This window comes from Candidatus Protofrankia californiensis, assembly GCF_900634765.1.
GTDB classification, from domain to species: Bacteria; Actinomycetota; Actinomycetes; order Frankiales; family Frankiaceae; genus Protofrankia; species Protofrankia californiensis.
This window is the reverse complement of record NZ_CAAAFT010000077.1, coordinates 1-9,353: the sequence shown is the minus strand read 5'-3', so window position 1 is coordinate 9,353 and position 9,353 is coordinate 1. Positions and strand designations below refer to the sequence as shown.

The 9,353-nt window shown below is 69.0% G+C and carries 9 protein-coding genes; 3 read left to right on the top strand and 6 right to left on the bottom strand.

Features of this window, described 5'->3' with window-relative positions; genetic code table 11:
* On the bottom strand, positions 1 to 343 hold a 343-nt coding region (locus tag DD1DGNOD_RS28785; RefSeq protein ID WP_241255469.1), incomplete at its 3' end, for a PhoD-like phosphatase N-terminal domain-containing protein.
* A gap of 235 nt (positions 344 to 578) precedes the next feature.
* Here DD1DGNOD_RS28785 and DD1DGNOD_RS04855 point away from each other — a divergent pair.
* Positions 579 to 1,538, top strand: coding sequence for a PHP domain-containing protein (locus DD1DGNOD_RS04855; RefSeq protein ID WP_241255467.1), 960 nt, complete (start codon positions 579 to 581; stop codon positions 1,536 to 1,538).
* Positions 1,539 to 1,665: 127 nt separating this feature from the next.
* Here DD1DGNOD_RS04855 and DD1DGNOD_RS04850 read toward each other — a convergent pair whose 3' ends face one another.
* Positions 1,666 to 2,124 carry a MarR family winged helix-turn-helix transcriptional regulator gene (locus DD1DGNOD_RS04850; protein WP_206442953.1) on the bottom strand — a complete coding sequence of 153 codons (459 nt, stop codon included), beginning with the start codon at positions 2,122 to 2,124 and terminating at the stop codon, positions 1,666 to 1,668.
* A 370-nt stretch (positions 2,125 to 2,494) separates the two neighbouring features.
* On the opposite strand from DD1DGNOD_RS04850, the gene DD1DGNOD_RS04845 reads away from it, so the two are divergent.
* The gene (locus tag DD1DGNOD_RS04845; protein WP_131765426.1) at positions 2,495 to 3,640 is read left to right on the top strand and encodes an Mrp/NBP35 family ATP-binding protein; all 1,146 of its coding nucleotides are present in this window, start codon (positions 2,495 to 2,497) and stop codon (positions 3,638 to 3,640) included.
* Between the two features lie 115 nt (positions 3,641 to 3,755).
* On the opposite strand, the gene tatB is transcribed toward DD1DGNOD_RS04845, so the two are convergent.
* The 4 genes from tatB to sigE form a co-directional block, all read right to left on the bottom strand.
* Positions 3,756 to 4,364 carry a Sec-independent protein translocase protein TatB gene (tatB, locus tag DD1DGNOD_RS04840; RefSeq protein ID WP_131765425.1) on the bottom strand — a complete coding sequence of 203 codons (609 nt, stop codon included), beginning with the start codon at positions 4,362 to 4,364 and terminating at the stop codon, positions 3,756 to 3,758.
* 73 nt (positions 4,365 to 4,437) lie between these two features.
* Positions 4,438 to 5,712 carry a S1C family serine protease gene (locus tag DD1DGNOD_RS04835; protein ID WP_241251236.1) on the bottom strand — a complete coding sequence of 425 codons (1,275 nt, stop codon included), beginning with the start codon at positions 5,710 to 5,712 and terminating at the stop codon, positions 4,438 to 4,440.
* A 798-nt stretch (positions 5,713 to 6,510) separates the two neighbouring features.
* The gene (locus DD1DGNOD_RS04830) at positions 6,511 to 7,386 is read right to left on the bottom strand and encodes an anti-sigma factor family protein (RefSeq protein WP_131765424.1); all 876 of its coding nucleotides are present in this window, start codon (positions 7,384 to 7,386) and stop codon (positions 6,511 to 6,513) included.
* Entirely contained in the window at positions 7,383 to 8,261 is an 879-nt protein-coding gene (sigE, locus tag DD1DGNOD_RS04825) for an RNA polymerase sigma factor SigE (protein WP_131765423.1), read from the bottom strand. Before sigE ends, DD1DGNOD_RS04830 begins: the two co-directional genes overlap by 4 nt.
* 169 nt (positions 8,262 to 8,430) lie before the next feature.
* Here sigE and DD1DGNOD_RS04820 point away from each other — a divergent pair, with 169 nt between their 5' ends.
* Complete coding sequence (locus tag DD1DGNOD_RS04820) at positions 8,431 to 9,093, top strand: O-methyltransferase (RefSeq protein ID WP_131765422.1); 663 nt, start codon at positions 8,431 to 8,433, stop codon at positions 9,091 to 9,093.
* The last annotated feature ends 260 nt before the right edge of the window (positions 9,094 to 9,353 follow it).

Below are 9,353 nucleotides of genomic sequence, written 5' to 3'. Positions count from 1 at the left end.
CGACCTGCCAGTCGACCGGGATGTCGCGGTCGGGAAGCAGCGTGCCCCCGGAGGGCGCCGCCACCAGCCGCGTCCACAGGATCACCCCGTCGGGCAGCGGATCACCGCTGGCCACCCCGAGGGAGAACACGTCGTCGCCGACACCGGGAATCGGGGTGGCCGGCCGCAGGCTCGGGCGCACGGTCGGGCGCGGAGCCGGCGTGCTGCCGGACGACCCGCCGCCCGAGCAACCCGCGGCAACCAGCAGAACAGCCCCACCCGCAAGAAAACCTCGCCTGGACGCCAGGCTCGCCCACTCCCGCCTGCCCGGGCCACTACCCGCACTGCCCGAGCCGCTACCCATGGAGTCGGCACCCACGGCGTCCCTGCCCACAGAAGTCCTGTCCACAACGTCCCGCCCAGAGCATCTCAGGAGCCACAACGCCCGTCGTCGTCACGGGGCCGATCGTCACAGTACCGGGACGTTAGCGACGACCGGCCGCACACGAAAGTGATCCGGGAAAACCGTGGGCGAATACTGTGGGGCGTCGAACAGATATCGTGGATGGCCTGCCAGGTGGAAAGCCGGTGTCTTCCGTGTGGGCCTGCTCTCGGGCATGGCCTGTGACTTGTATGACGGGAAGGAGGGCGGGCTGAACGCGCACCCGGCGATCCCGGCGGATGCAATCGATCTGCACACCCATTCGACGGCGTCGGACGGTCTGCTTCGTCCCGCCGACGTTGTCCGCCTTGCCGCCGCGTCGGGCCTGGCCGTCATTGCGCTCACCGACCATGACACCACCTCGGGCGTGGCCGAGGCCGCGGCCGCGCTGCCGTCCGGGCTCACCCTGCTGCCAGGGGCGGAGATCTCCTGCCGGGTACGGGTTGGCCACGACCGCTGGGTGAGCCTGCACCTGCTCGCCTACCTGTTCGACCCGACCGAGCCGGTGTTCGCCGCGGTCCGTGCCCGGCTGCGCAGCGAACGGATCACTCGCGCCCAGCGCATGGTGGAGAAACTGGCCGCCGACGGCCATCCGGTGGACTGGGAACGGGTTCGTGCCCTGGCGGACGGCGTGGTCGGACGCCCACACGTGGCCGAGGCGCTTGTCGAGGCCGGTCTGGTGGGCACCGTCCAGGACGCGTTCACGCCCGCCTGGATCGGCGCCGGAGGCCGCTACTGGGTGGGCAAGGACGAACCGGACGTGACCGAGGCGATCCGTCTCGTACGCGACGCCGGCGGGGTCAGCGTCCTGGCGCATGCGTTCGCGAGCAGACGGGGTAAAACCATCGGCCCGGACGTGATCGCGGAGATGGCTCGGGAAGGCCTGGGCGGCCTGGAGGTGGATCATCCCGACCACACTCCGGACGCGCGTGCCCAGCTGCGACGGCTCGCCGCGGACCTGGATCTGATCACCACCGGCGCGAGTGACTTTCACGGGGCGAGCAAACCCCAGCCGCTCGGCGCGGAGACGACAGCCGAACGGGCGTTGGATGCGCTGGTCGCCGCGAGCCGCGGCGCCGAACCGGTGACCGGCCCGGTCACCGAACAGGATCCTTAGATGACCAAAGACAGCGCGATCATGCTTCTGTCGCGCTGCCGGAGGCCCAGGTCAACGGGCCTTCAGGTGGCCAAAGGCAGCGTGATCATACTTTTCTCGCGCGCTCGGAGGCCCCAGGGGGCTGAACCTAGGCGCCCTGGCCGCACCCACCGCCCGGCGGCTGCGGCGCAGGCGCACGGCGATCGAGCCTGCTCAGCAGGTCGGCGAGTTTGTCCAGCTCGTCGGGGCTGAAATGGCTGGTTACGTGCTTGGATACCCCGGCGAGATGAGTCCGGGACGCGGCCCGCAGCCGTTTACGGCCTTCCGAGGTGAGAGTGGCCAGCGTCCCTCGGGCGTCCGACGGGCACGAGCGGCGCTCGACCAGACCGTCGCGTTCCAACCGGTCGACCAGCCGGGTCAGCCCGCTGCGCGACAGCAGCACCGCCTCCGCGAGCTCGTTCATCCGTAGCGCGCCCTCCGGCGTCTCGGAAAGCTGCACCAGCACGTCATAGGAGGCCAATGGCAGACGATGCTCGGTTTCGAGGTCGCTCTCCAGCTTGCGGGTAACGTACGAATGGGCTCGCAGGAACTGGCGCCACGCCCGCATCGATCGCGGGTCAACCAGCGGTTCCTGCTCCGCCGTTCGCTCGTCCACCGTCACGTGGATCAGAGTACGTCGCCTGTGCGGGAGCGGGCTCGGGCTCGCCAAGGATGTCAGATGATCGACAGTTTGGCCGGACGCGACGGGTTGACAGACGAACTGGTGCCTCCGGTAACCGGTGGGCGGGCCGGCCGGGCCGTGTACCGGTTGGCATGCCGTTGACAGCCAGCCACTGCGGGATCGTCTCTTCCGCACCGGAAGCGACCGTATTCCGACCTTGTCGGACGCGTCCCAGGCTGGACCGGCGGCTATGGTAGGTGTGCAGGCGTGCTGGCAGGAGCCGCACGCACCACCACAGCGACTGGTCGAGGTTCTCTTGTCTGCTTCCCGGCCTAGCGCGGACGCGATCCAGGCAGCTCTTGCTACCGTGCTCGACCCTGAGATCGGGCGTCCCATCACCGAACTGGACATGGTCGAGTCGGTACGCGTCACCGACGACGACACCGTGGAAGTCGTGGTACTGCTCACGGTCTCCGGCTGTCCGATGCGTGAAGAGATCGTCAGTCGGGTCGAGCGAGCGGTCACCGCGGTACCGGGCGTGCGGGGGGCGCGGGTCCGCCTCGACGTCATGACGGCTGAGCAGCGCGCCGCCCTGCACACGAAGCTGCGCGGTGGAACCGCTACCCGTGCGATCCCGTTCGCGCAGCCCGGCTCGCTGACCCGGGTGTACGGGGTGGCAAGCGGCAAAGGCGGCGTCGGCAAGTCGTCGGTGACGGTCAACCTGGCCGCGTCGATGGCCCGGTCCGGGCTGTCGGTCGGTGTCCTCGACGCCGACATCTACGGGCACTCGATCCCCCGGATGCTGGGTGTGGACCGCCTGCCCACCCAGGTCGAAAAGATGATCATGCCCCCACAGGCATATGGCGTCAAGGTCATCTCCACCGGCATGTTCACCCGAGGAAACCAGCCTGTCACGTGGCGTGGTCCGATGCTGCATCGGGCGCTGGAGCAGTTCCTCTCGGACGTGTTCTGGGGCGATCTCGACGTCCTGCTGCTCGACCTGCCCCCGGGCACCGGTGACATCGCGATCTCGTTGGCGCAGCTCGTACCGTCCTCCGAGCTCCTCGTGGTCACCACCCCCCAGCTTGCCGCGACCGAGGTCGCGGAGCGGGCTGGAACCGTGGCGGTCCAGACCCGGCAGAACGTTGTCGGAGTGGTCGAGAACATGGCGTGGCTGCCCTGCCCGCACTGTGACGGACGTGTGGACGTCTTCGGCTCCGGCGGTGGCACGGCCGTGGCCGAACGCCTCAGCCGTGTCCTCGGGCACGATGTGCCCCTGCTCGCGCAGGTGCCGATCGACGTCCGGCTGAGGGAAGGCGGGGATAACGGTGTCCCGCTGGCGATCTCCGATCCGGACTCCGAAGCCGGCAAGATCCTTCGGGGGGTGGCCGAGCGGCTGTCATCCCGGTCTCGTGGGCTGGCCGGTCGTTCTCTCGGTCTCACCCCGACCCGGGGGCGCTGACCGACCGGCGGCCGCTGCCCGGGGCTGAGCCTTCCCTGCGGAGCGGGCTCCCGCGCGGGCTGCCTTGCTCAGATCACCTTCAGGCCGGTCGCGCAGGTCGGTCGCGTTGGTGGGCTCAGGTCGCGTCGGTGTCGAACGGTGCCGCCGACGTCTCGCCGGCCCCGGTGCTGCCGCCGGCCGCGGAGGAGGCATCCAAGCTCGACCGACCCCTGGAAGTGGCCTTCGTCAGAGAGGCAGAGCCGACCGACGACGGCGACTTGGTCAGGGATGGCTTGGTCGGGGACGTTTTGCTCAGAGACGACGACTTGGTGAGCGACAGGGCAGGCTTCATCTGGATGCCGGCATCCTCATAGGAGCCGGAGTCATAGGAAAGCCGGGGGCGGGGCGGATCCGCCGCTCCAGGCAGCACGTCGGAGTCGTCGTCGAAGAGCATCTTGTCGAAGGACGTCCGCTTGGACAGATACGGCGGAAGCAACGGATCGTCGTCTTCGAACAGGTGTTTGCGAACGAACGTCTTGGGGTGCAGAGTTCGCAGGTCGAGGTCGGCAAGCTCCGGACCGAGTTCGGAGCGCAACTCCTCGCGCATCCCCGTGGCAGCCTGGCGGATCTGACGCAACATCCGACCCGCGTCACGAGCAACCTTGGGCAACCGCTCCGGACCGAACACGAAAAGACCGATCACCATCAGGACCGCGATCTCGCCCCATCCGACGCCGCTGAACACGACCTCACACTACCCCGCCACTGCGATCAGCGGAACGCGCTTGCCGATACCCGGCTCCTACCCGGCCGCGTGGTCAGTCGCGCTGCTCCTGCAGGGTCACCTCGACAGCCTGCACCCTGCGATCCCGCTCGAACGTCACAGTGATCCGTTCGCCGACCCGGTGCACCCGGGTTGCCGCGATCAGATCGTTGATGCTTCCGACGGCGAAGTTGTTGACCTTGGTGATGATGTCACCGGGACGCAGCCCGGCCAGCGCCGCAGACCCCCCTGCCTCCACGCCGCGGACCATGGCACCGGGAGAGGTTCCGGCCGCCGAGGCACCGTCCGGAGTAATCGTCACCGCGGACACCCCGATATGCGGATGGGTGGCCCGACCGGTCTGGATGATCTCTTCGGCCACCGACTTCGCATAGTCGATCGGGATGGCGAAGCCGACTCCGATGTTCCCGGACGCGCCACGGTCACCGTAACCACCGGGAACGGTGGCGATCGCGGTGTTGATCCCGATAACCTGGCCGCGCCCGTCCAGCAGCGGACCGCCCGAGTTGCCCGGGTTGATGGCGGCGTCGGTCTGGATCGCGCCGATGAGGAGCGACTCCCCGCCGGATTCCGCCGGCACGGTCGGGTTTCGGTCCAGCGCGCTGACGATACCCGTGGTCACGGTCCCGGCCAGTCCGAGCGGCGCGCCGATGGCCACCAGGGGCGCACCGACCACGAGAGATCCGGAACGTCCCAGCGTTGCCGCGGGTAGCGGGCCGGCCGTCTGGATCCGGATGACGGCGAGATCGGTCTTGGGATCACGTCCAACGATCTTCGCCGAGATCTGCTGCAGCTCCTGATACAAGGTCACCGAGACGCGCGCGCCCGCGGCGGCGTTGGCCACCACATGGTTGTTGGTCAGGATGTAGCCGTCCGATCTGATGATCAGACCAGAACCGGTTGCGGTCGAGGCCGGGGTGGCCACGCTGATCGTGACCACGGATGGCAGAACTCGCGCGGCGATGGCGGAAACGGACATGGTCCGTTCGACCGGGGCTGATATGTCGCTGCTCACTACGCCAGACCGCGCGGGCACGGCTGGCGCCGTCCGACTGTAGTCGTTGTTGTACGTGTTGTGGGCGCCGATCATGCCTCCGGTCACTCCACCGAGCAGTCCCGCGAGCAGCATCGCCGCCGCCGGTACCAGTGGACTGCGGCGGGACTTCGCCGGTACGGAGTCATCCGGATACCCGACATCGGCCGAAACAAAGGCGGCCGTGGTGCGGCTGCCCGTCCCGGCGCTGATGTCGGCAGCGCCGGCACCAGCGACATCGACATTCACGGCATCGGCGCTGATGCCAGTGTTCACAGCGGCACCCCACAACTGGGCACCGAGCGGCTTCCGCGCACCGGTCGGCATCGGGGCCGGAGCCGGAGCCGGAGCCGGACGGGTCCACCACGGATTGGTCGGCGGGTCGGACGGCCCGCTACCGCCGAACCTGTTTGCACCACGTTGCGCGTCTTCCTGTGGCGCCTCGGCGATAAGGCCTGGACCCGACGGGTCCTGGTTCGGTCCGGCCGGCCCTGTACCCGCGGACGCGCTCGAGGCGGATCCCGCCTGCGGCCGATGTCCGTCAGCAGGTCCGGACCGAGAGGGAACGGTCACATTCTCACTGCCACTACTCATGGCCGCTTTGCCTCCCGACCGCTGCTGGGGCCTACCTTCCGGACCGTCGCCTGGATCCGGGCCTGCCAGGTCGCTTCGCGACGCGGCAGAAACCCCGGCATGGTCACCGATATCCAGAAGACAGGCTCCAGAGCGTGTTCGGAGACGAGCCGAGACACCGTCAACCGCCGTGACACTCGCAGGCGGATGACCATAGCGCACCGATCACGCGCCTACCACCGTACGGCCTGCGGCGCGGATCCCGGACAGCAACACGACGGGCCGTGTATCCGAGGGGTCCGCAGCATCCGAAAGGGCCGGATCTCACGGATCGGCACCTCACCGGATCGACTGACGGACGGTGGGCTTTCCCCATGCGGATAGGGATTGATTGGTTCGCCATCGGTCCGCGCCCACCGAGCGGGTGACTACCCCGAACGTACGGGCCGGCCAGGATGCGGGGGCACCCGAGCCCGGACAGCTGTTGTTCAGCGCGGTTGCCTAGCGTCGCACGCCGGTCGGGACGGACACCACGGCCATCACCGGCAGAAGGCGACTGACCCTGACTTCGGAGACAAGGCTCGGCCGCACCACCGGTGCCACCACGGGATGGGTCGACGGCCCTGGAAGCCCGCTGGGAGCCCGTGTCTCCCCGAACGCGGCTCCCGCGACAGCGAAAAAGAGCACGGCTGCCGAACCCACCAGAGTGCGTCTGGTCCTGCTGGGGCGGCGTGCTCCGCGTGCGCGCGGGTCCGCCGGTCCGGACGGCGGGCGCCGGCCACCAGCGGCAGGCGTGGTCACGCGCAGCGCCACCCGTGGTCGGATCGACCGCCTGACCGTCTTCCGTCCGTCCTTCTTCAAGATTCTCGACAGCTTCGAGGACTTGCTCGTGGCGACCGGACCGACCAGACCGACCGTGAACATCACCCGCCCGGTGGACACACGTACCTGCAGCGTTGACCGCGTTGAGCCAGGGGTACGGGCGCCTCCCCGGCAGTGAGAATGATCAGAACGGAACGTTCCAGGGGAATCGGCGGGCAGTTGCACGATCGAGTAGCCAGCCGGAACCACCGGACCGACTGGGACCGCAGGACCGACTGGATGCGCCCGGCCGTTGTCCGGGGCAAACCGAGTGTCCGCGGCGAATCGGGCGGGGATGGCGACCGCCGCCATCCGCAGCAGCCGGTCCGCCACACAACCCGGCAGTACCGGGCCGCCGAGCGCCGCCAACCGCGCCTTGAGACGGCGCAACTCGGCTACCTCCCACTGACAGGAAGGGCAGCAAGCGAGGTGCGCCAAGGCGCGGTCCCGGTCGTCGTGGTCGAGTTGCCCGTCGACCAACGGAGCGATCCGCTCACCAAGGTGGTGTCCGCTCACGCCTGCCGCTCCGGCGTGGACGTTCCACCACCCACATTCGCCGCGGTCGGCTGTGCACTCGGGGCCACCGTCCGGCGACCGATCCGGTGCGATCGATGCGACCGGCGGGCACCGTCATCCACCGGAGCGCGGGTGTCGGACGCATGTGCGGCTTCCGGTTCGGCCGGCACCGTCGGAGCGGTCGCATTGTCGGTCGGGTCGCTGGCCGCGGCCAGCAGCGCCGGTTCCTCGACCACGGCCGAGGAACGTGGCGCCCGGTCGGCGAGAGCCTGCCGCAGCATCGCGCGTCCCCTGGAGATCCGGCTGCGGACCGTCCCGAGCTTCACCCCCAGAGTCTGCGCGATCTCCTCGTAGGACAGTTGTTCGATGTCGCAGAGGACGACCGCAGCCCGGAAATCCGGCGGGAGCGCGGCAAGTGCACCCTCAATGTCGGCGTCGAGGTGCGACTCCGCGTAGACGACCTCCGGGCTTGCCTCACGGCCGGCCAGACGCTCGGGGTCGTCCGGCAGCGCGTCGAAACGGATCTTCTGCTGACGCCGCATCCTGTCCAGGAAGAGGTTCGTGGTGATCCGATGGAGCCAGCCTTCGAAGGTACCGGGCGTGTAATCCGCCAACGACCGGAACACACGTACGAAGACGTCCTGGGTGAGGTCTTCGGCATCGTGAGCGTTGCCCGTGAGACGGTAGGCAAGCCGATACACCCTGTTACCGTGGTCTCGTACGACCTCTTCCCACGTGGGCGGCACCCACGCGGCCGGATCGGCACCCGCGGCATCGGCCGCAACGGGCCCGGTGACATCCCCGTCCGACGCTGGACGCGACGGGACCGACCGGCCAGGCGTGAACGTGGCCAGGCGCGCGTCCTGTCCGTTCACGGCCGCCTCTCGATCGGTTCGCGACGAACGTACCCGACGCGCCGGCCATGGCGCGGCAAAACCCGCAGCGGACACCGGCTGATCTCCCCTCGATCCATCCCCGACACGAGGTGCGCTGACAAGACGAACGCACCATCAGCACCCGGCGTTCCCGTAGGCTGCCTATGTCATGCCCGACACAGTCACCGGGGCCGTCGATCCGACCGCCGCATACACGGAGGGCTTCCTGCTGGAAGACCCTCCCCTGCGGGCTGCCCGGGCACGCGCCGAGGAGGTCGGTATCGTCCCGGTCGCCCCGGGCGCCGGCTCCATCCTGCGCTTCCTCGCCGCCTCGGTGGCGGCGCGCACAGTTGTCGAAATCGGGACAGGTACCGGCGTGTCCGGCACGTGGCTGCTACGCGGGATGCGTCCGGACGGGACCCTGACCACCATCGACGTCGAAGCGGAGCATCTGCGGCTTGCCCGCCGCACGTACGCGGATGCGGGAATGGCGCCCAACCGCAGCCGGCTGATCACCGGGCGCGCCCTGGACGTCCTGCCCAGGCTCACCGACGGTGCCTATGACCTGGTCTTCTGCGACGCGGACCGGCGCGAGGCCACCGATTACCTCAACCAGGCCCTCCGCCTGCTACGGGCGGGCGGGATCGTGGTCTTCGCCGACGTGCTCGCGGGCGGACGGGTGGCCGACCCCGACGCTCGAGATGCCGAGGCCATCGCGGCCCGGGAGCTGGCCACCGCCGTCCGCGACGACAGTCGCCTGACACCCATGCTCCTGACCACGGGGAACGGTCTCCTGGTAGCCGTGGTCGCCAAGTCCTCACCGGTCGGCTAGAACCCGTTCTTCCCCTTAGAACCGTTCTTCCGCTCCGCACGTGGCCCTACGACGCATATGAGCCTGCGACCTGCGACGACAGGTCGGATGGCCGAGCTGGCCACCCGGACGGCGCGATCATGTTCCTCTCGCACCGCCCGGGTGGACGGGACGGATCAGGACGCCAGCCAGGTCAGGAGGGTACGCACACCCCAGCCCGTCCCACCCTTGCTGACCTCGCCCTCGTCACCGTCGGACCTGGCGGTGCCGGCGATGTCCAG

What these genes read in the sequence shown, in the direction of transcription:
- DD1DGNOD_RS04850 (WP_206442953.1), bottom strand. Translation starts at nt 2,124, where the DNA reads ATGCGGGCGTGGCGCCAGTTCCTGCGAGCCCATTCGTACGTTACCCGC.
- DD1DGNOD_RS04820 (WP_131765422.1), top strand. Translation starts at nt 8,431, where the DNA reads ATGCCCGACACAGTCACCGGGGCCGTCGATCCGACCGCCGCATACACG.